The organism is Luteimicrobium subarcticum (assembly GCF_002798015.1).
Classification (GTDB): Bacteria; Actinomycetota; Actinomycetes; order Actinomycetales; family Cellulomonadaceae; genus Luteimicrobium; species Luteimicrobium subarcticum.
In genome coordinates, this window is the sequence record NZ_PGTZ01000012.1 from 25,097 (window position 1) to 48,894 (window position 23,798).

Sequence of the window (23,798 nt, forward strand, 5' to 3'; positions counted from 1 at the left end):
CCGGCGCCTCGAACTGTGACGCGCATCACGGCTGGCTAGGGTGGCGGCCATGAGCGCACAGCACGGGTACCACCTCCAGGTGCGGTGGACGGGAGCCGGCGAGAGCGGCACGTCGTCCTACACCGCGTACAGCCGCGACCACGACGTCACCCTGCCGGGCCGTCCCCCGCTGCCCGGGTCGGCCGACCCGGCGTTCCGCGGCGACCCCACCCGGTACAGCCCGGAGGAGCTGTTCGTCGCGAGCCTCGCGCAGTGCCACATGCTCTGGTTCCTGCACCTGGCAGCGGCAGCCGGGGTGGTCGTGCGCGAGTACGTCGACGACGCGTCCGGCAGCATGCGGGTCGAGTCCGGCGGCGAGGGCCAGTTCACCGACGTCACGCTGCGCCCGCGAGTCACCGTCGACGTGGTCCCGGACGGCGCGCGCCCGGACGACGCCGCGCTCACCGCGCTCCACCGGCGCGCGCACGACCACTGCTTCCTGGCGCGGTCGGTGAACTTCCCCGTGCACGTCGAGCCGGCGCCGCCGCACGTGGCCTCTCGCACCACCGCCTGACGACCCTGGGCCGGCGCGCGTCGGGCGGTCCGCGTCAGGCGGTGCGGCGCTCCGCGGTCCCCGGCTCGCCGGCGCCCAGCACCTCGGCGAGGAACCGGCCCGTGTGGCTCGCGGGCACGGTCGCGACGTGCTCGGGCGTGCCCTCGGCGACCACGAGACCGCCGCCCGACCCGCCCTCGGGGCCGAGGTCGATCACCCAGTCGGCCGACTTGATGACGTCGAGGTTGTGCTCGATGACGATGACGGTGTTGCCCTTGTCCACGAGGCTCTGGAGCATCAGCAGCAGCTTGCGGACGTCCTCGAAGTGCAGTCCCGTCGTCGGCTCGTCGAGCACGTACACGGTGCGGCCGCTCGACCGCTTCTGCAGCTCGCTCGCAAGCTTGACGCGCTGCGCCTCGCCACCCGACAGCGTCGGCGCCGGCTGACCCAGGCGGACGTACCCGAGACCGACGTCGACGAGCGTGCGCAGGTGACGGGCGATGGCGGGGACCGCCGCGAAGAACTCGGACGCCTCCTCGATCGGCATGTCGAGCACGTCCGCCACGGTCTTGCCCTTGAAGTGCACCTCGAGCGTCTCGCGGTTGTACCGCGCGCCGTGGCAGACCTCGCACGGCACGTAGACGTCCGGGAGGAAGTTCATCTCGATCTTGATGGTCCCGTCACCCGAGCACGCCTCGCAGCGCCCGCCCTTGACGTTGAACGAGAACCGCCCGGGCGTGTACCCGCGCACCTTCGCCTCGGTCGTCTCCGCGAAGAGCTTGCGCACGTGGTCCCACACGCCCGTGTAGGTCGCCGGGTTGGACCGCGGCGTGCGCCCGATCGGCCCCTGGTCGACGTGCACCACCTTGTCGAGCTGGTCGAGCCCGGTGACACGCTTGTGCCGGCCGGCGACCTGGCGGGCGCCGTTCAGCTCGTTCGCCATGACCGTGTAGAGGATCGAGTTCACGAGCGTCGACTTGCCCGAGCCCGACACGCCGGTCACCGCGGTCAGCACGCCGAGCGGGAACGACACGTCGACGTTCTGCAGGTTGTGCTCGCGCGCGCCCACGACCGTCACCTGGCGCTTCGTGTCCACCGGGCGGCGCTCGCCCGGCGTCGCGATCGAACGGCGACCGGCGAGGTACGCGCCGGTGAGCGACGTGCTGGAGTCGAGCAGGCCCTGCAGGCCGCCCGAGTGCACGACGTGCCCGCCGTGCTCCCCCGCGCCCGGGCCGATGTCGACGATCCAGTCGGCCGTGCGGATCGTGTCCTCGTCGTGCTCGACGACGATGAGCGTGTTGCCCAGGTCGCGCAGGCGCGTGAGCGTCTCGATGAGGCGCCGGTTGTCACGCTGGTGCAGGCCGATCGACGGCTCGTCCAGCACGTACAGCACGCCCACGAGACCCGACCCGATCTGGGTCGCGAGCCGGATGCGCTGCGCCTCGCCGCCCGACAGGGTGCCGGCGGGACGCTCGAGCGACAGGTAGTCCAGGCCGACGTCGAGCAGGAACCCGAGCCGCGCCGCGATCTCCTTGAGCACCTCGGCGGCGATCTGCCGCTCGCGCTCGCCCAGCTCGAGCGCGCCGAGGAACGTGTGCGCCTCGCGCAGCGGCAGGCGGCAGACCTCGGCGATGGAGCGGCCGCCGACCTTCACCGCGAGCACCTCGGGCTTGAGCCGCGCGCCGTCGCAGGCCGGGCACGGGACCTCGCGCATGAAGGCCTCGTACTTCTCCTTCGACCACTCCGACTCCGTCTCGGAGTGGCGGCGCTCGAGGAACGTGATGACGCCTTCGAAGCCCGTGGAGTACTGGCGCTCGCGCCCCCAGCGGTTCTTGTACCGGACGTGGACCTTGTGGTCCTGCCCGTGCAGCACCGCCTTCTTGGCGCGCGCCGGCAGGGCGCGCCACGGCACGTCCATCGAGAAGCCGAGATCGTCCGAGAGCGCCGACAGCACGCGCTCGAAGTACTCGGACGAGATCTGCGCCCACGGCGCGACGGCGCCCTCGGCGAGAGTCTTCTCGTCGTCGGGGACGACGAGCTCGGGGTCGACCTCGAGCCGGAACCCGATGCCGGTGCACTCCGGGCAGGCGCCGTAGGGCGCGTTGAACGAGAAGGTGCGGGGTTCGATCTCGTCGAGCGTGAGCTCGTGGTCGTTCGGGCAGGCGCGCTTCTCGGAGAACCGGCGCACGCGCTCGAGGTCGTCGATGTCGGCGTCGACGAGCTCGACGAGGACGATGCCGCCGGACAGCGGCAGGGCGGTCTCGACGGAGTCGGTGAGGCGGCGCTGCACGCCCTCGCGGGCGACGAGGCGGTCGACGACGACCTCGATGTCGTGCTTGAGGTTCTTCTCGAGCGTGGGCGGGTCGGTGAGGCTGACGACCTCGCCGTCGACGCGAGCGCGGGCGAAGCCCTTGGACTGGAGCTCCTTGAACAGCTCGACGTACTCGCCCTTGCGGCCGCGGACGACCGGGGCGAGCACCTGGTAGCGGGTGCCCTCGGGCAGCTCGAGGACGCGGTCGACGATCTGCTGCGGGGTCTGGGCGGTGACCTTCTCGCCGCAGACCGGGCAGTGCTGCGTGCCGGCGCGCGCGAACAGGAGGCGGAGGTAGTCGTAGACCTCGGTGATGGTGCCCACCGTCGAGCGCGGGTTGCGGTTGGTCGTCTTCTGGTCGATCGACACGGCCGGCGACAGGCCCTCGATGAAGTCGACGTCGGGCTTGTCCATCTGCCCGAGGAACTGGCGCGCGTACGCGGACAGCGACTCGACGTAGCGGCGCTGCCCCTCGGCGAAGATCGTGTCGAACGCGAGCGACGACTTGCCGGACCCGGAGAGGCCGGTGAACACGATGAGCGCGTCGCGCGGCAGGTCGAGGTCGACGCTGCGCAGGTTGTGCTCGCGGGCGCCCTGGATCACCAGACGATTCGAGAGACGGTCGGAGGAGTGCGCGACGGCGGAGTTGGTCACCACGACATCGTAGGTCGCCCCACCGACACTCGTACGGGTGTTCGAGGTGACCCCGGACACGTCGCGCGTCGGGTGCGAGGATGTGCGCATGGTGCACGACGACCTCGGTGACGACCTCTGGACCCTGCCCACGCTCACGGTGCGCGCGCTCCACGTCGGGCCCATGGACAACGTCGCGTACCTGCTGACGTGCCCGGTCACGGGCACCCAGGCGCTCGTCGACGCCGCCGCCGAGCCCGAGCGGCTGCTCGCCCTGGTGGCCGCCCACGGCACGGGGCGGCTGGAGACCGTCGTCACGACCCATCGCCACCCCGACCACGTCGGCGCGCTGGCCGCGGTCGTGGCCGCGACCGGGGCCCGGGTCGCCACCGGCGCCGAGGACGCGGACGCCGTCACCGAGGCCACCGGCTGCCCCGTCGACCTGCGGCTCGGGCACGCGGACCGGTTCGTCCTGGGCGGCGCTCTCCTCGAGATCGTGGCCCTGCGCGGCCACACGCCCGGGTCGGTCGCGCTCGTGCACGGCTCCCCCACGGCGCCCGCCGTCCCCGGCCACCGCCCGGACGCCCCGCAGGACGTCCCGGGCGGCGTCGTCGTGCTCACGGGCGACTCGCTGTTCCCCGGCGGCGTCGGGAACACGCAGCACGACCAGGCCCGTTTCACCGCGCTGCTCACCGACGTCCGCGAGCGCCTGTTCGCGCCGTACCCCGACGCGCTGGTGCTGCCCGGGCACGGTGCCCCCACGACGCTCGCGACGGAGCGACCGCACCTCGACACGTGGGAGCAGCGGGGCTGGTGAGGCTGCTTGAATGACCCCCATGCCGTTCTTCGCCGTGTCCTACGCCTACTCCGACGACGTCGCGCTGCGTGACGAGCACCGGCCCGCGCACCGTGCGCACCTGCGCGAGCTGCTCGACGCGGGCGTGCTCGCCGCGTCCGGTCCGCTCGGCGCGGCCGAGGGCGAGCCGGACGGCGCGCTGCTCGTCGTGCGCGCACCCGACGCCGACGGGGCGCTCGCCGTGCTCGACGACGACCCGTTCCTCGCGACCGGCGTCGTCGCGGCGCGCTCAGCCCGCCGCTGGGACCCGGTCATGGGGCCGTGGTCGGACGAGCTCTGACCCTTCGCCCCGGACGTGAGCGGCGGCGGACGGGTCAGTCCGCGTCCCGGGCGGCGTCGCGCGACGTCTTCCACAGGCTCGCGGCAGCCGTGACCGCGAGCACCAGGACGATGACGGCGAGCGACACCCACGTCGCGATCTCCGGGACGTCGACGGGTTGCCCGCCGTTGATGAACCCGACCGTGTTCTCGTGCAGCGCCTCGAGGAAGAGCTTGACCCCGATGAACGCGAGGATGACGGCGAGCCCGACGGGCAGGTAGACGAGCCGGTCGAGCAGCCCGCCCAGCAGGAAGTACAGCTGCCGCAGGCCCATGAGGGCGAGCAGGTTCGTCATGAACACGATGTACGGGTCCTGGGTGAGGCCGAAGATCGCGGGGATCGAGTCGAACGCGAACAGCAGGTCGGTCGTCCCGATCGCGACGAACACGAGCAGCAGCGGCGTGAGCAGGCGGCGCCCGTCGACGGTCGTGACGAGGTGCCCGCCGTCGTACCGGTCGGTCATCGGCAGGACGCGGCGCGCCACGCGGACGAGAGCGTTCTCGCGGTACTCGTCGTCGTCCCCGCCGCCGCGCACCAGCTGCGCGGCCGTGTACACGAGGAACGCGCCGAACAGGTAGAACACCCAGGTGAAGTGGTCGATGATCGCGGCGCCGAGCGTGATGAAGACCCCGCGGAGCACGAGCGCGACGACGATGCCCACCATGAGCACGCGTTGCTGCTGGTCCCGCGGCACGGCGAACGACGCCATGACCAGCACGAACACGAACAGGTTGTCGACGGACAGGCTGTACTCGGTGAGCCAGCCGGCGTAGAACTCGGTGGCCGGGGCAGAGCCGGCGACGGCCCACAGCGCGACCCCGTAGACCAGCGCGAGCCCGACGTAGAAGCCGATCCATGCGGTGCACTCGCGCACGCTCGGCACGTGCGGGCGCCGCGCCACGAACCACAGGTCGGCGAGCAGGAGCACCCCGAAGACGGTCAGGCTCGTGGCCTCGAACCAGCCGGGGATCTCGTGCACGGCGTCAGGCGTCCTTCCGGGCGTCGGTCGGTGCCTCGGCGGGCGGTGTCGCGGCGGCCGCCGCGCGCTGGCGGCGGGCGTCTACCCACAGGCTGAGGACCGTGGTCACCGTCAGCACGACGGCGATGTAGCCGAGCGAGAGGGCCGTGGACACCTCGGGGACGTCGACGTGCTCGCCGCCGTTGACGAACGGGAGCTCGTTGGTGTGCAAGGCGTGCAGCACGAGCTTGACGCCGATGAACCCGAGGATCGCCGCAAGCCCGTAGGCGAGGAACACGAGCCGGTCGAGCAGCCCGTCGACGAGGAAGTACAGCTGGCGCAGGCCGAGCAGCGAGAACGCGTTCGCGGCGAACACGAGGTACGTCTCCTGCGTGAGGCCGAAGATCGCGGGGATCGAGTCGACGGCGAACAGGACGTCCGCGCTGCCGATGGCGATCATGACGAACAGCAGCGGGGTGACGAGGCGTCGTCCGGCGCGGCGCACGACCATCTTGTCGTCGACGAAGTCGTCGGTGACGGGCAGCACCCGGCGGGCGAGCCGCAGGACGCCGTTCTCGTGGAACTCCTCCTCGTCGCCGGCGCGGGCGTGCCGCACCTGCGACCACGCCGTCCACAGCAGGAACGCGCCGAACACGTAGAAGACCCAGCTGAAGTTCTCGATGAGCGCCGCGCCGAGCAGGATGAATACGGTGCGCAGCACCAGCGCGACCGTGATGCCGAACAGCAGGACCTTCTGCTGCACCACCCGGGGCACGCGGAACGTCGCCATGATCAGCACGAACACGAACAGGTTGTCGATCGAGAGCGACTTCTCGGTGACGTACCCGGCGAAGTACTCGCCGGCGTACTCGCCGCCCCAGCCGACCCAGACGAGCCCGCCGAAGACGAGGGCCACGGCCACGTAGGCAGCCGACCAGGTGGCGGACTCGCGCATGCTGGGTGCGTGCGGCACGCGCGCGTGCCCGACGAAGTCGACGGCGAGCATCGCGAGGATCACCGCGACGGTGACGAGCCAGACCCACAGGGAAACGTCCACGAGACCTCCGGTACGACAGTAGGTACCGAAGGTCTCCTCCGCCCGTGGGCCTGCTCCCCGGAACGGTCGTGGGACCGCTCGTGATGACGAGTCGCAGCAGTCGGGAGTACTCCCCTTCGCTGCCGTGAGGCTACCCGACGGGTGTTACGGACGCATGACGCGAACCCTCAGGTCGGCCCGGGACGCGACGGCCCGCACGAGCGCCGCGTTCGCCTCGTCGGACCGCTCGACCCAGGCACGCGCCGCGGCGGGCGAGCGCCCGTGCTCGACGTGACGGGCGACGAGACGCTCGACCCGTTCGGTGTCGTCCGGCTCGACCGACCACACCTCGTCGAGCAGCGGGCTGACGTCCTGCCAGCCGCCCCGGTCGAGCAGCAGGTAGTTCCCCTCGGTGACGACGAGGGGGACGTCGGCGCCCACCGGCACGGCCGACCCGACCGGCTCCTCGAGGTCACGCCGGAACACCGGCGCCCAGACGGGTGGGTCGTGCGGGCCGGCGCCCCGCAGGCGGCCCAGCAGCGCGACGTAGCCGGGCACGTCGAACGTGTCCGGCGCGCCCTTGCGGTCGGCCCGGTCGAGCCGCTCGAGCTCGTGCTGGGCCAGGTGGAACCCGTCCTGGCCGACGACCGCGACCGCGAGGCCCTGCTCGTGCAGGGCGGCCGCGAGCGCCGCGGCGAGCGTCGACTTGCCCGCGCCGGGCGCCCCGGTGATGCCGAGGATGCGGCGGCGGCCGTCCGCGCGCGCGTCGGCGTGCAGCCGTGCGGCGCGCGCGACGAGAGCGTCCGCGGTGAGCTCACCCACGGTGGGCTCGACGAGCGCGGACGGGACGGCGCCCGGGAGGTCGGCGAGCCAGGTGCGCGGGCCGACGACCTGGACACGACGCGCCGCGACCCGTGCGGCCGCACCGAGCGCGACGACGAAGCCGTCGCCGACCGCGAGCGCGTGCGCGAGCGCTCCGTGGAACACGTCCCCGGCGGCGAGGGTGTCGACGGCGGTCACGCGCGGGACGGGCACCGTCCCGGAGGCTGCGGTCGGGGCGTCGGTCGACGGGCCGGCGGAACCGGCCGGGCTCGTCCACCACACGACGGGGTCGCCGCCGTGGGTCACCGCGACCTGCGGCACGCCCGCAGCGAGCAGGGCCGGCCCGACGTCGTCGGCCCCGCCGATCCCGCCGACCCGGAAGTCGGCCGACGCGACGACGGTGGTGCAGCGTGGCACGAGCTCGGCGAGCCACGGCTTCCACCGACCGGCGTCGAGGACGACGGGAGCGCGCCCGGCCCGCGCGTCCAGCGCGTCGAGGACGGCGTGCGCGAGCGCGGGGTGGTGCCCGTCGAGCAGGACGACGCCGGGGTCGGCCGCAGCGGCCAGCAGGTCGGCGAGCACCGCCGGGGCGGGCGCCGCGACGGGCGTGCGGCCCGCGTCCGGCGAGACGACGGACCGCTCCCCGGACGCGTCGTCGACGAGGACCGCCGAGATCGCGAGCTCGTAACCGTCCGGGGCGACGTCGACGACGCGGACGCCGTGCCCCTCCAGGTCGGAGCGGGCGGCGCGGGCGGCTGCCCCGTCGCCGAGTGCGGTGAGCAGGGTGGGCCTGCCGCCGAGCGCCGCGAACGTCACGGCGGCGTTCGCTGCCGGGCCACCGGCGGCCACGTCCTGCCGGCTCGCCGTGACCTTGGTGTTGCGGTCGGGGCGCGTCGCGCGGTGGACGACGTCGAGCGTGGTCAGGCCGACGAACAGGCCCTGTGGAAGGTCGGCCGTCACTGCACGCAGAGCTCGTTGCCCTCGGGATCCTGGAGGACGACCCACGACTCGCCGCGCACCTCGCGCTCCGCGACGACGGTGGCGCCGAGCGCGACGAGCCGTGCGACGTGCGCCCGCACCGCGTCCTGCGGCGCGACGCCCTCGGGGGCGGACCGCCCGACGTTCAGGTCGAGGTGCACCCGGTTCTTCGCGGTCTTGGGTTCCGGCACCTGCTGGAGGAAGAGACGCGGGCCGACGCCGTCGGGGTCGACGAGCGCGTTCGCGGAGTCTCGCTGGTCCGGCGGCACGCCCCAGGCGTCGAGCGCGTCGTCCCACGACGCGAACCCGTCGGGCGGCGGCTGCCGCACGTAGCCGAGCGCGGCGCACCAGAACTCTCCCAGCGCCGCCGGGTCGTGCGCGTCGAACGTGACCTGCACCTGGATCGCCATGCTGCTCCCCCTCTCAGGCCGTCGCGGCCTGCATCTGCCGGAGCTCCTTCTTGAGGTCCCCGATCTCGTCGCGCAGCCGGGCCGCGAGCTCGAACTGCAGCTCGCCGGCCGCGGCGTGCATCTGGTCGGTCATCTCCTGGATGAGTCCGGCGAGGTCGCTCGCGGCGCCGACCGCGAGCCGGTTCGTCGTCACGCCCTCCTTGGTCGCCCCGGCGGCCGGGGCCCCACCGCGGCCGCGGCCCTTGCCGGGCTGGCGGTACCCCGTCGCGAGGAGCTCCTGGGTGTCCATGTCCTCGCGGGCGAGCATGTCGGTCACGTCGGCGATCTTCTTGCGCAGCGGCGTCGGGTCGATCCCGTGCTCGGTGTTGTACGCGAGCTGCCGCTCGCGGCGACGGTTCGTCTCCTCGATCGCCAGCTCCATCGCCGGCGTCTTCTTGTCGGCGTACATGTGCACCTGGCCGGACACGTTGCGCGCCGCACGCCCGATGGTCTGGATGAGCGACTTGCCCGAGCGCAGGAAGCCCTCCTTGTCGGCGTCGAGGATCGCGACGAGCGACACCTCGGGCAGGTCGAGACCCTCGCGGAGCAGGTTGATGCCCACCAGGACGTCGTACAGGCCGAGACGCAGCTCGCGCAGCAGCTCGACGCGGCGCAGCGTGTCGACCTCCGAGTGGAGGTAGCGGACCCGGACGTCCTTGTCGAGCAGGTAGTCGGTGAGGTCTTCTGCCATCTTCTTGGTGAGGGTGGTGACGAGGACGCGCTCGTCACGGTCGACGCGCTCGCGGATCTCGCCGAGCAGGTCGTCGATCTGGCCCTTCGTGGGCTTGACGACGACCTCCGGGTCGACGAGGCCCGTGGGGCGGATGATCTGCTCGACGACGCCGTCCGCCTGGGCCAGCTCGTAGTCGCCCGGCGTCGCGGACAGGTAGACGGTCTGCCCGATGCGCTCGACGAACTCCTCCCAGCGCAGGGGCCGGTTGTCCATCGCGCTGGGCAGTCGGAACCCGAAGTCGACGAGGTTGCGCTTGCGCGACATGTCGCCCTCGTACATCGCGCCGATCTGTGGGACCGTCACGTGCGACTCGTCGATGACCAGCAGGAAGTCCTCGGGGAAGTAGTCCAGCAGGGTGTTGGGGGCGGTGCCCGGAGCGCGGCCGTCGATGTGCCGGGAGTAGTTCTCGATCCCCGAGCAGCTGCCGATCTGCCGCATCATCTCGATGTCGTAGGTGGTGCGCATGCGCAGCCGCTGCGCCTCGAGCAGCTTGTTCTGCCGCTCGAGCTCCGCGAGCCGGTCGGCGAGCTCGGCCTCGATGGACCCGATGGCGCGCTCCATGCGCTCGGGGCCGGCCACGTAGTGCGTCGCCGGGAAGATGAAGGTCGACTGCTCGGACCGCACGACGTCGCCGCTGACGGGGTGCAGCAGCTGGATGTTCTCGATCTCGTCGCCGAAGAACTCGATGCGGATCGCGAGCTCCTCGTACACCGGGATGATCTCGACGGTGTCGCCCCGCACGCGGAACGTGCCGCGCGTGAACGCCATGTCGTTGCGCGTGTACTGCATCGTGACGAACTGCCGGAGCAGGACGTCTCGCTCGACCTGGTCGCCGACGTCGAGCCGGACCATGCGGTCGACGTACTCCTGCGGCGTGCCCAGGCCGTAGATGCACGAGACCGACGCGACCACGATCGTGTCGCGGCGCGTCAGGAGCGAGCTCGTCGCCGAGTGCCGCAGCCGCTCGACCTCGTCGTTGATCGACGAGTCCTTCTCGATGTAGGTGTCCGTCTGCGCGATGTACGCCTCGGGCTGGTAGTAGTCGTAGTACGAGACGAAGTACTCGACCGCGTTGTTCGGCAGCAGCTCACGGAACTCCGTCGCGAGCTGCGCGGCGAGCGTCTTGTTGGGCGCCATGACGAGCGTCGGGCGCTGCACCTGCTCGATGAGCCACGCGGTGGTCGCCGACTTGCCCGTTCCGGTCGCCCCGAGCAGGACGACGTCCTTCTCGCCTGCCCGCAGGCGCTGCGTCAGCTCCGCGATCGCCTGCGGCTGGTCACCCGACGGCGTGTACTCGGACACCACCTCGAACGGGGCGACGGTTCGCTGCAGGTCGGTGACGGGACGCATGTGTCCAACGTACGACGCGCCACCGACACGTGGTGATCCGTGGTTTCACCCGTCACGACGGGGTCACAGACCGAGCGCCCACCGCGCCGCCGCAGGACAATCCGCATAACGTGACACACGTCATGCACCGGGGGAAGGCAGACGAAGAATTGCGAGATGTGATGCAGGCAGCACGGCAAGCAGGACGCCCGGGCGACGGGCGTGGGTGCCGCACGATCAAGGAGGCCCGCTCATGACCCCCACCTCCCCGCGGCACGGACGCGCACCGCGACGCGTCGTCGGCCGCCGGCTCGCTGCCGCCTCCGGGGCGCTCGCGCTCGTCCTCGCCGGCTCGCTGACGTACGTCGCGGCCTCCGTGTCGTCGGCGCCCCCCGCCGACGCGGCCACGGTCTCCGGCCTGCTCCCGCCGTCGTCCGGGATCCTTCCCGGACCGTCGCCGTCGGGCGAGGACGCGAACGACGGCTGGGGTCCGTGCGTCCCCGACCCCGCCCCGGACGAGGCCGGCAACTGCCAGGGGTGGGCCGACGACAAGACCGCCACGATCAACGGCACCGACGACGCCCCCAACGTCATCGTCGGTGGAGACTTCTCGGTCACCGGCACCGCGGCCGAGACGGAGGGCTTGCTCGTCGTCAACGGCAACGCGTCCTTCGACAAGACGTACAACGTCGGCTGGGCCATCGGGAGCGGGGTCATCCCTGCCGACCGGGCGGACTGGCTGATCGTGGGCGGTGACGCCACCGTCACGCCGTCGACGTCCACCGTCAACGTCGGCACGGCCATCGCGCCCTACCGGACCGGCGACATCCGCGTCGGCGGTGCCCACAACTTCCGAGACGCCGCAGTCCCGTCGAGCACGCAGTACGGGCAGCTCGGCCAGTCGGTCGACACCGCCAACCAGACCCCGCCCACGCAGTTCCAGAACGCCGTCTACACCGACACGTCCGTCCTCACCGACGACCACTACGACGACCTGTTCGGCGCGGACGGCACCATGGCGACCTACTCGCAGCAGTGCTACGCCCCCCTGAGCGACCCGGACGTCGCGACGGCGGAGAACCTCGGCGGCACGCTGAGCGTCACGCACGGCACGGTCTCGATCTCCGGCGGCACGATGACGCTCACCGGACCGGGCACGGGCCAGCTGGTGGTGTTCGACCTGCCCGCGACGCTCGGTACGGCCGGCTCGCCGGTCGACGTGGACGTCACGGGCATCCCGACGACCGCGACGATCCTGCTCAACACCAACGCCGCAGGCGCAGTCGCGCAGTTCGTCTCGAACGTCACGGTCGACGGGAGCTCGGACTACGCACCCGCGTGGCGCGACCAGGTCCTCTTCAACTACCCGAACGCGACCTCCGTGCGACTCGGTGGTCCGCTGCAGCTGCCCGGCGCGGTCCTCATGGGTCAGCCCGGCTCGACGCTGACCGTCGGCGTGGCCGGGACGAACGGACGCATCTACACGCCGGGCAGCATGGTCAACGACGGCGGCGCGGGCGTCGGCGCGAGCACCGGCACCGAGAACCACTCGTACCCGTTCACCGGACAGCTCGGCTGCGTCGCGATCGTCCCCGCGACGTTCTCGGTCGCGAAGACCATCACCGGCGACGGCGCCGACTCCGTCCCCGCCGACACCGCGTTCACGGTCCACTACGAGGTCACCGGGCCGGCCGACAGCCCGAACCTCGGCACGGCCGGCGACCTCACCGTCCTCGCCGACGGCACACCGGTCAACGGGCCGGAGCTCGCACAGGGCGACGAGGTCACCCTGTCCGAGCCCACGTTCCCATCCGTCGACGGCATCGACTGGGGCACGCCGACCATCTCTCCCAACCCGGTCACGATCGGCGCGGAGAACACGGTCACGGCGGTCGCGGTGACCAACACCGCCACCCTGCAGCGCGGCGGCTTCACCATCACCAAGGCGGTCACGGGCGACGACGGCGCGTCGACGACGTCCTTCGACGTCGACTGGAGCTGTGACGCGCCGAACGCCGCCGGCGACGACTCCGGGACCGTCACCGTCAGCGACGGCACGAGCTCGACCATCACGGGCTTCCCCGTCGGCACGACGTGCACCGTGACGGAGGACACCCCGACGGACGACAACGGCACGTGGGCCGACCCGGTCGTCTCCCCCACCACCGTCACGATCGCGGACGACGACGGCACCGCCCAGGTCGTCACCGTGACCAACGACTTCACGCACGCCGTGGGCGGGTTCACGATCACCAAGGACGTCGAGGGTGACTCCGGCGCCTCGACCACGACGTTCACGGGCACCTGGACCTGTGACGCCGAGAACGCCGACGGCGACTCGTCGGGCACCTGGTCGCTGTCGGACGGCGACAGCCTCGAGCTCGACGGCTTCCCGACGGGCACCACCTGCTCCGTGGCCGAGGACACCCCCACCGACGACAACGGCACCTGGGACTCGTCGATCGACCCGGACGGCGACTTCGTCATCACCGAGGGCGACGCGTCCACGACCGTCGTGACGGTGACGAACACGTTCACGCACGCCGTGGGCGGGTTCACCATCACCAAGGTGGTCGAGGGTGACCCGGGCGCGTCGACCACGAGCTTCGACATCGACTGGTCGTGCGACGCCCCCAACGCCGCCGGCGACGACTCCGGCACCGTGACGATCGGGGCCGGTGAGTCGGAGTCCGTGGCCGGGTTCCCGACCGGCACCACCTGTACGTTCTCGGAGGACACCCCGAGCGACGACGACGGCACGTGGTCCACCCCGACGATCGACCCGGACAGCGTCACCATCGAGGAGGGTGACGGCAGCACGCAGGTCGTGACGGTGACGAACACGTTCACGCACGCGGTGGGCGGTTTCACCGTCACCAAGGACGTCACCGGCGACCCCGGCGCGTCGACCAGCACCTTCACGGGTACCTGGACGTGCGACGCCGAGAACGCCGACGGCGAGTCGTCGGGCACCTGGTCCCTCGAGGACGGCGCCTCGGCGACGTTCGACGGCTTCCCGACGGGCACCACCTGCTCCGTGGCCGAGGACACCCCCACCGACGACAACGGCACCTGGGACTCGTCGATCGACCCGGACGGCGACTTCGTCATCACCGAGGGCGACGCGTCCGCGACCGTCGTGACGGTGACGAACACGTTCACGCAGGCCGTCGGCGGGTTCACGATCGCGAAGGCCGTGACCGGTGACCCGGGCGCCTCCACGACGAGCTTCGACATCGACTGGTCGTGCGACGCCCCGAACGCCGACGGCGACGACTCCGGAACGGTCACCCTCACGGACGGCGAGTCGAGCGACCCGATCACCGGGTTCCCCGTCGGCACGACCTGCACCGTGGCCGAGGACACCCCCACCGACGACAACGGCACCTGGGCCGACCCCGTCATCAGCCCGGACAGCATCACCATCGCCGAGGACGACGGCACCGCCCAGGTCGTCACCGTGACCAACGACTTCACGGCCACGGTGGGCGGTTTCACCATCTCGAAGGCCGTGACCGGTGACGACGGCGCGTCGACGACGAGCTTCGACATCGACTGGTCCTGCTCGGCGGCGAACACCGCCGGTGACGACTCGGGCACCGTGACGCTCGAGGACGGTGACACGGACGAGGTCACCGGGTTCCCCGTCGGCACCACCTGCACGGTGAGCGAGGACACCCCGACCGACGACAACGGCACCTGGGCCACCCCGACGATCAGCCCGGACAGCATCACGATCGCGGCGGGCGAGCCGTCCGCGACCGTCGTGACGGTGACGAACACCTTCACCCAGGCGGTCGGCGGGTTCACCATCGCCAAGGCCGTGACCGGCGACCCGGGGGCGTCGACGACGAGCTTCGACATCGACTGGTCCTGCTCGGCGGCGAACACCGCCGGTGACGACTCGGGCACCGTGACGCTCAGCGGCGGGGAGTCCAGCGACCCGATCACCGGGTTCCCTGTCGGCACCACCTGCACGGTCTCCGAGGACACCCCCACGGACGACAACGGCACCTGGGCCGACCCCGTCATCGACCCGGCGACCGTCACGATCGCCGAGGACGACGGCACCGCCCAGGTCGTCACCGTGACCAACGAGTTCGTGGCGCCCACGCCCACGCCCACACCGACGCCCACCCCGACGCACTCGACGGCGGCACCCACCACGCCGGCTCCGACGACGCCCGCACCGGTGCCGACGACCCCGTCGGACGACCTCGCGACGACCGGGGCGCAGGTCACGCTCGTCGGGATCGCCGCGCTGCTCCTGCTCACGACCGGCGTGCTGGCCGTGGTGATCACCCGCCGCCGGCGGGCCTGACGCCGACCGTCACGTGAGATGACGTGAGGGTGGCCCCGAGCACGTGCTCGGGACCACCCTCACGTCCGACTGCGGCGCCCGTTCGACGCGCGCGCCGACCCGGTCACTCCTCGGCGGCCTCCTCCGCGCGGGCCTCCTCGACGAGCCGCGGCCACAGCGCGTCGACCTGCGCCCGCAGCGCCTCGACGTCTCCGGACCCGTCGAGGACGACGTCGGCCGCCGCGAGCCGGAGGTCGTCGGGCGCCTGCGCGTCGAGCCGCGCCTCGGCGTCGCGCAGGCTCATGCCGCGCGACTCCACGAGCCGCGCAAGCCGCAGGTCGCGCGGGGCGTCGACGACGAGGACGAGACCGAACGACTCGCCCTGACCGGTCTCGACGAGCAGGGGGATGTCGTGCACGACGACCGCGTCCGGGTCGGCGGCGACGGCGCGCGCCTCCTGCTCCGCGGCGCAGCGCCGGATCTCCGGGTGCACGATCGCGTTGAGCTGCTCGCGGCGCGCCGGCTCTGCGAAGACGACGGCTGCGAGCGCCGGGCGGTCGAGCGTGCCGTCGGCGGCGAGGACGTCGTCGCCGAACGCGTCGACGACGCGTTCGAGGCCGACGCTGCCGGGCCGCACGACGTCTCGGGCGAGCTGGTCGTGGTCGACGGTCGTGGCGCCGAGGGTCGCGAGCTGCGCGAGCACCACGGACTTGCCGGACGCGATACCACCGGTGAGGCCGACACGGAACATCTCCTCATCCTGCCAGCATCAGCCGGGGTGCGGCCCGTCGGTGCGGCAGGCCGCCGACCTGGCGCCGCCCGACCCGGTGCCGTCGGTACCGGTGTCGGCGACGCGGGCGAGCAGGGCGACGAGCGTGCGCTGCTCGTGGGGCGCGAGCCGGTGCAGCAGGCCGTCTGCCCCGGACGCCCGCAGGGCGCCGAAACGGTCGAGGGCGGCGCGACCGACGTCGGTGAGCCCGACGAGGGTGGCGCGCCGGTCGCTCCGGTCGGGCCGGCGGACCACGAGGCCGTCGCGCTCGGCGGCGTCGACCTTGCTCGTGACCGACCGGGGGCTGACGTCGAGCGCGTCGGCGATGCTGCTGGGTCGCAGCTCTCCCCCGCTGCGCGCGAGGACGCGCAGCAGGCGGACCTGCCCGGGGGCGACGACGTCCGCGCCGAGGCGGTCCTGGGTCTCACGTCGGACGGCCCGCAGCGCGGCGTGCAGGACGCCGAGGAAGTCGGCACCGGACGGCGGCTCGCCGGCACCGGCGCCCGGTGGCTCGGCGGGTCCGTCGACGGGCGGCTGGCTCATGCGGTCACCCTAGCGGGAAGAACCAGATGCTGCGCATGGTTCATACTGAGCATTGCTCAGTAACTTTCGGGAGGCTCCGTGTCGTTCCACACCCCCCTGTCCGGCGGCCGCCGCAGCGGCCTGCGCACCTTCACCCAGGATGCCTCGGTAGCCCACCAGCGGCTGCATCGCGGGACCGTCCGCCGCGTCCTCGGCTTCGCCCGCCCGTACCGGCGGCTCCTCACGGTCTTCGTGGCCCTGCTCGTCGTCGACGCCGCGGTCGGCGCCGCGTCACCGCTGATCGTGCGACGCCTCATCGACGACGGCATCGCCCGAGGCGACCGCGCCGAGGTCGTCGGCCTCGCCGCCGTCCTCGCGGCCGTCGCGATCGCCGGCGCATGCCTCACCGTGGGCGAGCGCTGGCTCTCCGCACGCGTCGGCGAAGGACTCATCCTCGACCTACGGACCCGCGTCTTCGACCACGTCCAGCGGATGCCGCTCGCCTTCTTCTCCCGCGCCCGCACCGGGGCGCTCGTCCAGCGCCTCAACGGCGACGTCCTGGGCGCGCAGCAGGCGTTCACGTCCACGCTGTCGAACGTCGTGAGCAACGCCCTGACCGTCGTGTTCGTGCTCGCCGCGATGTTCGCGATGTCCTGGCAGCTCACCCTGCTCTCGCTCGTCCTGCTGCCCCTGTTCGTGCTCCCGGCACGCTGGGTGGGACGGCGGCTCGCCGAGATCACGCGCGAGCAGTACGCCCTCAACGCCGACACCGCCCAGATGATGAACGAGCGGTTCAGCGTCGCCGGCGCGCACCTCGTCAAGGTGTTCGGGCGCCTCCCCGACGACTCGGCGGAGTTCGCCGACAAGGCCGCCAAGGTGCGCGACATCGGGGTCCGTTCCGCGGTGCTCGGGACCTACTTCCGGGCCGCGCTCACGACCGTCGCCGCCGTCGGCGTCGCGCTCGTCTACGGGTTCGGCGGCGTCATGGCCATCGCCGGGACGCTGACCGTCGGCACGGTCGTCGCCATGACGGCGTACCTCGCGCGGCTCTACGGCCCGATCACCGCGATGTCGAACGTCCAGGTCGACGTCATGACCGCCCTCGTGAGCTTCGAGCGCGTGCTGGAGGTCCTGGACCTCGAACCCGCTGTCGCCGACGCGCCGGACGCCCGCGACCTCGCCCCGCTGGTCGCGGCGCACGGCGCCGGGCTCGCGCTGGACCACGTGACGTTCCGGTACCCGGCCTCGTCCGAGGTGTCGCTCGCGTCGCTCGAGGGAACCGCAGTGACGCGCGACGACCCGACGGCCGACACGCTCCACGACGTGAGCTTCACGGTCCCGGCCGGCTCGACCGTCGCGCTCGTCGGGCCGTCGGGCGCCGGGAAGACCACGGTCTCGCAGCTCGCCACGCGCATGTACGACCCGACGTCGGGGACGGTGCGGCTCGCGGGCGTCGACCTGCGCGACGTCACCCAGGAGTCGCTGCACGCCGCCGTGGGCGTGGTCTCGCAGGAGGCGCACCTGTTCCACGACACCGTCGCCGCGAACCTGCGCTATGCGAAGCCGGACGCCACGGACGACGAGCTCTGGGACGCACTGCGCGGCGCACACGTGGGCGACCTCGTCGCCTCGCTGCCCGCCGGGCTCGAGACCGTCGTCGGGGACCGCGGCTACCGGCTGTCCGGAGGCGAGCGGCAGCGCCTCGCCATCGCCCGCGTGCTGCTCAAGCAGCCGCCGTTCGTCGTGCTCGACGAGGCGACGGCGCACCTCGACTCCGAGTCGGAGGCCGCCGTGCAGGCCGCGCTCGACGCCGCGCTCGAGGGGCGCACGTCGCTCGTCATCGCCCACCGGCTCTCGACCGTGCGCGACGCGGACCTCATCCTCGTCCTGGACGCCGGGCGCGTCGTCCAGCAGGGCACGCACCCCGAGCTCCTCGCCGCCGGCGGACCGTACGCCGACCTGTACCGCACCCAGTTCGCCGAGCCGCGCGCGGCGTGATCCGACCGGACCCTGGACAGGACCGTGCCCTCACTGATTCAATGCACCTATTCATTGGTTCATTAGGAGGTCCTGGTGTCACTCGTCGCTCTCGCCCTGCTGCTCGTCGTCGTCGCGGTCCCCACCGCGCTCGTGACCGCCGTCCTCTGGCTCACCGGCAGGACGCACGCCCCCGACCCGGGCTCGAGCACGGGCCTCGTCCGCAAGAACGCCCAGCGCCACGAGACGACCGTCTTCCTCGCTGCCGCAGGCGTCGGCGCGATCGTGGCGGTCGTCCTCCTCGCCGCCCCCGTCTCCGACGGTGACACGTCCCCGCGGCTCGGCGGCGCCGCTCCGTTCGCCGGCGCCGCAGCGTTCGCGGCGGTCCGGGCGGTCGGCGAGCTCACCTGGCCGCGACCTCGCGCGAGCCGCCGTCTCGCACCGCTCGCGCGGCGTGGCGTCAGGAGCGTCGGGGGCAACCGGCTGACGCTCCTGCTGGCGACCGCCGTCGTCGCGACCCTCTCCGTCGTCGCGTTCGGGTTCACCGCCTCGACCGACGGCACCACGATCGACGCCCCCGCCGTTCCCGGCACGACCTCGACCTCGGGCCCCTACCCGGGCTGGCCCTACGGGGTGCCCGTCCTCGTCGCGCTCGGCCTGGCTCTCCTCGCGACCGCGGGCGCGCTGCGCCTCGTGGCACGACGCCGTCCGCTCGACGGCCTCACCGTCGCGCAGGACGACGCCCTGCGCCGCACGAGCGCCGCACGGCTCCTCGGCGGGGTCCAGCTGGGCGTCGGGGGCGGCATCGCGGCCCTCGACCTGTTCACCGGCCTCGTCCTGCACGGTGCGGGGTGGCCCCTGCCCGCCGCCGCCTCCGCCACCGTGGGGCTCGTCGTCGGCGTCGCGAGCGTCACGGCCTTCGTCACGAGCCTCGCGGCGCGCGACACCCGGCCCACGCCGCTCGCACCCGCTCCGGTCGGTGCGGTGTGAGAGCGGTCGACGTCGACCTCGACGCGGCGGTGCCCGTCTACGAGCAGATCCGCGCCCAGGTCGCGGCCCTGGTGGCCGTCGGCGAGCTCGCGCCCGGCGACCGGCTGCCCGCGTCGCGCGACCTGGCCCGCGACCTCGGGATCGCGGTCGGCACCGTCCAGCGCGCCTACAAGGAGCTCGAGGCCGCGCAGGTGGTCGTCTCCCGGCGGCGCGTCGGCACCGTCGTCGCCGCAGGTGCCGGCCCCTCGACTGGCGCCGGCGGGGGCGTCGACCCGGCGCCGCTCGCGGCCGCGCGCGACCTCGTCGTCGCCGCACGGCGAGCGGGCCTCGACGACGACGCCGTCCTCGATCTCGTCCGCGGCGCGCTGCGCACCGTGTGACGTCATCGCCCGGCCACGACGCGCGACCGGACAGCAGGCTCAGCGGCGGACCACGTCCCCGGGGCCGAACGCGACGAGGGCCCGTCCTCCCCAGGGGGAGGACGGGCCCTCAGGCCTGTCGGCCGCCGCACCGTTCCCGGGCGGCGGACCCTGCCGCGTGCCCGGCCGTGACGGCCGGGCACGCTGCGGGATCAGTTGCCGGTCAGCTTCTCGCGGAGCGCGGCGAGCGCCTCGTCCGAGGCGAGCGTCCCGGTCGCCTCCTGGGCCGGAGCCGAGGAGTAGGAGGACGTCGACGACGACGACGACGAGGAGGACGAAGCGCCGGACTCGGACGTGCTGGCCTCGGCGTCCGCCTTGGCGGCGTCGGCGACCTGCTGGCGGTGAGCCGACCACAGCTCGTGCGCCTTGGCGTACTGGCCCTCCCAGGCCTCACGCTGCGTCTCGAAGCCCTCGAGCCACTCGTTCGTCTCCGGGTCGAAGCCCTCGGGGTACTTGTAGTTCCCCTGGTCGTCGTACTCGGCGGCCATGCCGTAGAGCGCCGGGTCGAAGTCCTCGGAGTCGACGTCCAGACCCTCGTTCGCCTGCTTGAGCGAGAGCGAGATGCGGCGACGCTCGAGGTCGATGTCGATGACCTTGACGAAGACGTCGTCACCGACGTTGACGACCTGCTCGGGCAGGTCGACGTGACGCACGGCGAGCTCGGAGATGTGCACGAGGCCCTCGATGCCGTCCTCGACGCGCACGAACGCACCGAACGGGACGAGCTTCGTGACCTTGCCCGGCACGACCTGGCCGATGGCGTGCGTGCGGGCGAACGTCTGCCACGGGTCCTCCTGCGTCGCCTTCAGCGACAGGGAGACACGCTCGCGGTCGAAGTCCACGTCGAGCACCTCGACCGTGACCTCCTGGCCGACCTCGACGACCTCGGACGGGTGGTCGATGTGCTTCCAGGACAGCTCCGAGACGTGCACGAGACCGTCGACGCCGCCGAGGTCCACGAACGCACCGAAGTTGACGATCGAGGAGACGACACCGGGGCGCACCTGGCCCTTCTGCAGCGTCTGCAGGAAGGTGGAGCGGACCTCGGACTGCGTCTGCTCGAGCCACGCACGACGCGAGAGCACGACGTTGTTGCGGTTCTTGTCGAGCTCGATGATCTTCGCCTCGATCTCCTTGCCGACGTACGGCTGGAGGTCGCGGACGCGACGCATCTCCACGAGGGAGGCGGGGAGGAAGCCACGGAGACCGATGTCGAGGATGAGCCCACCCTTGACGACCTCGATGACGGTGCCGGTGACGACGCCGTCCTCTTCCTTGATCTTCTCGATCGTGCCCCAGGCGCGCTCGTACTGTGCGCGCTTCTTGGACAGGATCAGACGACCTTCCTTGTCCTCCTTCTGGAGGACCAGGGCCTCGACCTGGTCGCCGACGCCGACGACCTCGGACGGGTCGACGTCGTGCTTGATGGACAGCTCGCGCGAGGGGATGACGCCCTCGGTCTTGTAGCCGATGTCGAGGAGGACCTCGTCGCGGTCGACCTTGACGATGGTGCCCTCGACGATGTCACCGTCGTTGAAGTAACGGATGGTGGCGTCGACGGCAGCGAGGAAGTCCTCTTCGGTGCCGATGTCGTTGACGGCAACCTGAGGGGCAGACTTCGCGGGGGTGGAGATGGTCATTGAGTTCGAAGCTCCGATGTGGACAGGACGTAGTACGGACAGGGATGCGGCTCACGCGGAAGGTCCCGACCCGCACGTGCGGGACGAGGGAACTGCGCGGACTGCGGTGAGGGATCGCGCCGGGACCCTGCCCGACCGAGACCGGTCCGGGAGCCGACTGAGGAGCCGGTACCAGATTCCAGGCGCAATACACCGTCACTCATAGTAGTCGGACCGTCATGGGTGGGTCAAAGCCCACGGACTACGCCAGCGTGGCCGCGACCCGCAGCAGCTCGGCCGGGACGTGCTTGACCTTCCCCGCCACCTCGTCGAACGGCACGAGGCGGACCTCGTCGCCGTGCAGGGCCGTCATGACGCTCGTACGCCCCGCGACGGCGGCATCGACCGCCGCGACGCCGAACCGCGAGCCCAGGATGCGGTCCGTGGGCGTCGGGGTGCCGCCGCGCTGCACGTGCCCGAGCACGGTGAGGCGCGTGTCGAACCCGGTCCGCCGCGCGATCTCTCCCGCGACCGCCTCGCCCACGGACCCGGCGACGATCTCGCCGAACGGTCCGAGCCGCTGCGTGAACTCCATGCTCGACGCCTCGGCCGGGACCGCGCCCTCGGCGACCACGACGATCGAGAAGCTCGCGTGCGCCCGGTGGCGGTGCTGCAGGTAGCGCACGACCCGCTCGATCTCGAACGGCTCCTCGGGCGCGAGCACGACCTCCGCGCCACCGGCGATGCCCGCGTTCACCGCGATCCATCCCGCGTGCCGGCCCATGACCTCCACGACCATCACGCGGTTGTGCGACTCGGCCGTCGTGTGCAGCCGGTCGATCGCCTCCGTGGCGATGTTGACCGCCGTGTGGAACCCGATCGAGAGGTCTGTGCCCACGACGTCGTTGTCGATCGTCTTGGGGATCGCGATCATCGGGACGCCCGCCTCCGCGACCTTGCTCGCCGCGTGCACCGTGCCGTCCCCGCCGATGCACACCAGAGCGTCGATGCGCTCCGCCTCGAGCGTGCTCACGACGGCCTCGAGGCCTCCGTCCTCGGAGTGCGGGTGGAACCGCGCCGTGCCCAGCAGCGTGCCACCCACCGGGAGGACGTTGCGGATGTCCGAACGCCCGAGCGGGTGCACGTCGCCGTCCGCCACGCCCTTCCAGCCGTTGCGGAACCCGATGATCGAGTGCCCGTACTCCCCCAGCCCCTGCTTGACCACGGCCCGGATCGCCGCGTTGAGCCCCGGGCAGTCGCCGCCACCCGTGAGAAGTCCGATGCGCACGCTCGCTCCTGCCCCGCCGGGACGCCCCGGCCTGTCGCGCCGCGGCACCCGGCCGCGGTCGTCCGTCGTGGTCGGCGGAGTGCTCCGCCACGGCCCCGCCCACTCCGTCGCCGGGGCGCTGCTGCGACCCTATCGGCGCACCGCCCACAATGGGCGCATGACGCACCTCGGATCCGCCGGCTACCGCGACGTGCCCGACGACCAGGGCGGGAACGCCGCGCGCGGGTGGTGGGACGCCGAGGCCCCCGAGTACCTCGTCGAGCACGGCGAGACCCTGGGCGCGGCGGACTTCGTGTGGGGCCCGGAAGGGCTGCGCGAGGCCGACGCGCACCTGCTCGGCGACGTCGCCGGCCGTCGCGTCCTCGAGGTCGGTGCGGGCGCGGCGCAGTGCTCCCGCTGGCTGCGGGCGCAGGGCGTCGACGCGGTCGCGACCGACGTCTCCGCCGGGATGCTCGCCGCGGGGCGCGAGCTCGACCGCACCACCGGGATGCGCGTCCCGCTCGTGCAGGCCGACGCGCGGGCGCTGCCGTTCGCCGCATCGACCTTCGACGTGGTGTTCACGGCGTTCGGTGCGATCCCGTTCGTCCCCGACGCCGGTCGCGTGCACACCGAGGCGGCCCGGGTGCTGCGCCCGGGCGGGCGGTGGGTGTTCTCCGTGACGCACCCCGTCCGCTGGGCGTTCCCCGACGACCCGAGCGCGCACGGGCTCACGGCGAACCGTTCGTACTTCGACCGGCGCCCCTACGTCGAGACGGACACGGACGGCGCGGTCACGTACGCCGAGTACCACCGCACCCTGGGCGACCACGTGCGCGACGTCGTCGCGGCGGGGTTCGTCGTCGAGGACGTCGTCGAGCCCGAGTGGCCCGCGGGCCGCACCACCGTGTGGGGCGGATGGGGCCCCGTGCGAGGCGCCTACCTGCCCGGCACCGCGATCTTCTGCTGCCGGCGCCGCTGA

At 72.4% G+C, this 23,798-nt stretch carries 18 protein-coding genes; 8 read left to right on the top strand and 10 right to left on the bottom strand.

Annotated features, from left to right (window positions below; translation table 11 throughout):
* Positions 1 to 49: 49 nt before the first annotated feature.
* The gene (locus CLV34_RS14650; RefSeq protein WP_100351066.1) at positions 50 to 553 is read left to right on the top strand and encodes an OsmC family protein; all 504 of its coding nucleotides are present in this window, start codon (positions 50 to 52) and stop codon (positions 551 to 553) included.
* Between the two features lie 34 nt (positions 554 to 587).
* On the opposite strand, the gene uvrA is transcribed toward CLV34_RS14650, so the two are convergent.
* Entirely contained in the window at positions 588 to 3,587 is a 3,000-nt protein-coding gene (gene uvrA / locus CLV34_RS14655) for an excinuclease ABC subunit UvrA (RefSeq protein WP_100351067.1), read from the bottom strand.
* Between uvrA and CLV34_RS14660 the strand changes: the two genes are divergently transcribed.
* Positions 3,586 to 4,293, top strand: a complete 708-nt coding sequence (locus CLV34_RS14660; RefSeq protein ID WP_100351068.1) for an MBL fold metallo-hydrolase — start codon at positions 3,586 to 3,588, stop codon at positions 4,291 to 4,293. The genes uvrA and CLV34_RS14660 overlap by 2 nt on opposite strands.
* Before the next feature lie 10 nt (positions 4,294 to 4,303).
* Entirely contained in the window at positions 4,304 to 4,612 is a 309-nt protein-coding gene (locus CLV34_RS14665) for a YciI family protein (RefSeq protein WP_342747240.1), read from the top strand.
* 34 nt (positions 4,613 to 4,646) lie between these two features.
* On the opposite strand, the gene CLV34_RS14670 is transcribed toward CLV34_RS14665, so the two are convergent.
* The 5 genes from CLV34_RS14670 to uvrB form a co-directional block, all read right to left on the bottom strand.
* The gene (locus CLV34_RS14670) at positions 4,647 to 5,630 is read right to left on the bottom strand and encodes a TerC family protein (protein ID WP_100351070.1); all 984 of its coding nucleotides are present in this window, start codon (positions 5,628 to 5,630) and stop codon (positions 4,647 to 4,649) included.
* Positions 5,631 to 5,634: 4 nt separating this feature from the next.
* A complete protein-coding gene (locus CLV34_RS14675; protein ID WP_100351071.1) occupies positions 5,635 to 6,666 on the bottom strand; it encodes a TerC family protein in 1,032 nt (343 codons plus the stop codon).
* A 144-nt stretch (positions 6,667 to 6,810) separates the two neighbouring features.
* Positions 6,811 to 8,427: a nucleoside/nucleotide kinase family protein gene (locus CLV34_RS17290; protein WP_342747241.1), complete on the bottom strand. Its 1,617-nt coding sequence runs from the start codon at positions 8,425 to 8,427 to the stop codon at positions 6,811 to 6,813.
* Positions 8,424 to 8,855 carry a VOC family protein gene (locus CLV34_RS14690; RefSeq protein WP_100351072.1) on the bottom strand — a complete coding sequence of 144 codons (432 nt, stop codon included), beginning with the start codon at positions 8,853 to 8,855 and terminating at the stop codon, positions 8,424 to 8,426. Before CLV34_RS14690 ends, CLV34_RS17290 begins: the two co-directional genes overlap by 4 nt.
* Positions 8,856 to 8,868: 13 nt before the next feature.
* Positions 8,869 to 10,977 (bottom strand): excinuclease ABC subunit UvrB, encoded by a 2,109-nt coding sequence (uvrB, locus tag CLV34_RS14695; protein ID WP_100351073.1) that lies wholly within the window; start codon positions 10,975 to 10,977, stop codon positions 8,869 to 8,871.
* 232 nt (positions 10,978 to 11,209) lie between these two features.
* On the opposite strand from uvrB, the gene CLV34_RS16785 reads away from it, so the two are divergent.
* Entirely contained in the window at positions 11,210 to 15,277 is a 4,068-nt protein-coding gene (locus CLV34_RS16785) for a DUF5979 domain-containing protein (RefSeq protein ID WP_211289470.1), read from the top strand.
* A gap of 103 nt (positions 15,278 to 15,380) precedes the next feature.
* Here the strand turns inward: CLV34_RS16785 and coaE are convergent, their stop codons facing one another.
* Positions 15,381 to 16,007, bottom strand: a complete 627-nt coding sequence (coaE, locus tag CLV34_RS14705) for a dephospho-CoA kinase (RefSeq protein WP_100351074.1) — start codon at positions 16,005 to 16,007, stop codon at positions 15,381 to 15,383.
* A gap of 18 nt (positions 16,008 to 16,025) precedes the next feature.
* The gene (locus CLV34_RS14710; RefSeq protein WP_100351075.1) at positions 16,026 to 16,568 is read right to left on the bottom strand and encodes a MarR family winged helix-turn-helix transcriptional regulator; all 543 of its coding nucleotides are present in this window, start codon (positions 16,566 to 16,568) and stop codon (positions 16,026 to 16,028) included.
* A gap of 78 nt (positions 16,569 to 16,646) precedes the next feature.
* Here CLV34_RS14710 and CLV34_RS14715 point away from each other — a divergent pair, with 78 nt between their 5' ends.
* From CLV34_RS14715 to CLV34_RS14725, 3 genes are all read left to right on the top strand, one after another.
* Positions 16,647 to 18,545 carry an ABC transporter ATP-binding protein gene (locus CLV34_RS14715; RefSeq protein ID WP_100351076.1) on the top strand — a complete coding sequence of 633 codons (1,899 nt, stop codon included), beginning with the start codon at positions 16,647 to 16,649 and terminating at the stop codon, positions 18,543 to 18,545.
* 75 nt (positions 18,546 to 18,620) lie between these two features.
* Positions 18,621 to 19,514 carry a hypothetical protein gene (locus CLV34_RS14720; protein WP_100351077.1) on the top strand — a complete coding sequence of 298 codons (894 nt, stop codon included), beginning with the start codon at positions 18,621 to 18,623 and terminating at the stop codon, positions 19,512 to 19,514.
* The gene (locus CLV34_RS14725) at positions 19,511 to 19,894 is read left to right on the top strand and encodes a GntR family transcriptional regulator (RefSeq protein WP_100351078.1); all 384 of its coding nucleotides are present in this window, start codon (positions 19,511 to 19,513) and stop codon (positions 19,892 to 19,894) included. The genes CLV34_RS14720 and CLV34_RS14725 overlap by 4 nt, the downstream gene beginning before the upstream one ends.
* Before the next feature lie 191 nt (positions 19,895 to 20,085).
* Here CLV34_RS14725 and rpsA read toward each other — a convergent pair whose 3' ends face one another.
* Together rpsA and CLV34_RS14735 are read right to left on the bottom strand one after the other, a co-directional pair.
* Positions 20,086 to 21,573 carry a 30S ribosomal protein S1 gene (gene rpsA, locus CLV34_RS14730; protein WP_100351079.1) on the bottom strand — a complete coding sequence of 496 codons (1,488 nt, stop codon included), beginning with the start codon at positions 21,571 to 21,573 and terminating at the stop codon, positions 20,086 to 20,088.
* A 241-nt stretch (positions 21,574 to 21,814) separates the two neighbouring features.
* Entirely contained in the window at positions 21,815 to 22,840 is a 1,026-nt protein-coding gene (locus tag CLV34_RS14735; protein WP_100351080.1) for a 6-phosphofructokinase, read from the bottom strand.
* Between the two features lie 157 nt (positions 22,841 to 22,997).
* Between CLV34_RS14735 and CLV34_RS14740 the strand changes: the two genes are divergently transcribed.
* Entirely contained in the window at positions 22,998 to 23,798 is an 801-nt protein-coding gene (locus CLV34_RS14740; RefSeq protein ID WP_100351144.1) for a class I SAM-dependent methyltransferase, read from the top strand.

Bases quoted from the DNA above. Each gene is read 5' to 3' on its own strand.
- CLV34_RS14650 (WP_100351066.1), top strand. From the start codon at position 50: ATGAGCGCACAGCACGGGTACCACCTCCAGGTGCGGTGGACGGGAGCC.
- CLV34_RS14660 (WP_100351068.1), top strand. From the start codon at position 3,586: ATGGTGCACGACGACCTCGGTGACGACCTCTGGACCCTGCCCACGCTC.
- uvrA (WP_100351067.1), bottom strand. From the start codon at position 3,587: ATGCGCACATCCTCGCACCCGACGCGCGACGTGTCCGGGGTCACCTCG.
- CLV34_RS14665 (WP_342747240.1), top strand. From the start codon at position 4,304: ATGACCCCCATGCCGTTCTTCGCCGTGTCCTACGCCTACTCCGACGAC.
- CLV34_RS14690 (WP_100351072.1), bottom strand. From the start codon at position 8,855: ATGGCGATCCAGGTGCAGGTCACGTTCGACGCGCACGACCCGGCGGCG.
- uvrB (WP_100351073.1), bottom strand. From the start codon at position 10,977: ATGCGTCCCGTCACCGACCTGCAGCGAACCGTCGCCCCGTTCGAGGTG.
- CLV34_RS16785 (WP_211289470.1), top strand. From the start codon at position 11,210: ATGACCCCCACCTCCCCGCGGCACGGACGCGCACCGCGACGCGTCGTC.
- coaE (WP_100351074.1), bottom strand. From the start codon at position 16,007: ATGTTCCGTGTCGGCCTCACCGGTGGTATCGCGTCCGGCAAGTCCGTG.
- CLV34_RS14710 (WP_100351075.1), bottom strand. From the start codon at position 16,568: ATGAGCCAGCCGCCCGTCGACGGACCCGCCGAGCCACCGGGCGCCGGT.
- rpsA (WP_100351079.1), bottom strand. From the start codon at position 21,573: ATGACCATCTCCACCCCCGCGAAGTCTGCCCCTCAGGTTGCCGTCAAC.
- CLV34_RS14740 (WP_100351144.1), top strand. From the start codon at position 22,998: ATGACGCACCTCGGATCCGCCGGCTACCGCGACGTGCCCGACGACCAG.